Annotated in this window: 1 protein-coding gene; it reads left to right on the top strand. The window is 35.7% G+C overall.

Features of this window, described 5'->3' with window-relative positions:
* Positions 1-136: 136 nt before the first annotated feature.
* Positions 137-417 (top strand): dTMP kinase (locus EVJ32_RS16025; RefSeq protein ID WP_370276284.1); only part of this gene is annotated, 281 nt, incomplete at its 3' end.

Consider the following 417-nt stretch of genomic DNA (forward strand, 5'->3'; position numbering starts at 1 on the left):
GTTTTATATAGTATAATGAAGAAAGAACTTTAATCCAATTCGGAGTAAATTTCATTTTAATAAAAATATAGTCATGTAACGGAATTGATATTTGATATAGCTCGATAGACTACAAATGAGGGGAGTTTTCTAAGGTATGAAAGGGAAGTTAATTGTGATTGAGGGTACAGACGGTTCCGGAAAAGAAACACAGTCCAACTTGTTGTATCAATATTTGTCGGACAGAGGAATTCCTTGTCGTATTGTTCATTTTCCAAATTATAATTCCCCATCATCTTCTTTGGTTAAAATGTATTTGGCAGGAGAGTTTGGTACAGAAGCGGACTCGGTGAGTCCTTATATCGCATCTATTTTTTATGCAGGTGACAGATACGCTTCTTGGAAAACGGACTGGATGTCATTTTATGAACAAGGGGG

It is taken from the genome of Exiguobacterium sp. SH5S4 (assembly GCF_004337045.1).
Taxonomy (GTDB): domain Bacteria; phylum Bacillota; class Bacilli; order Exiguobacteriales; family Exiguobacteriaceae; genus Exiguobacterium; species Exiguobacterium aurantiacum_A.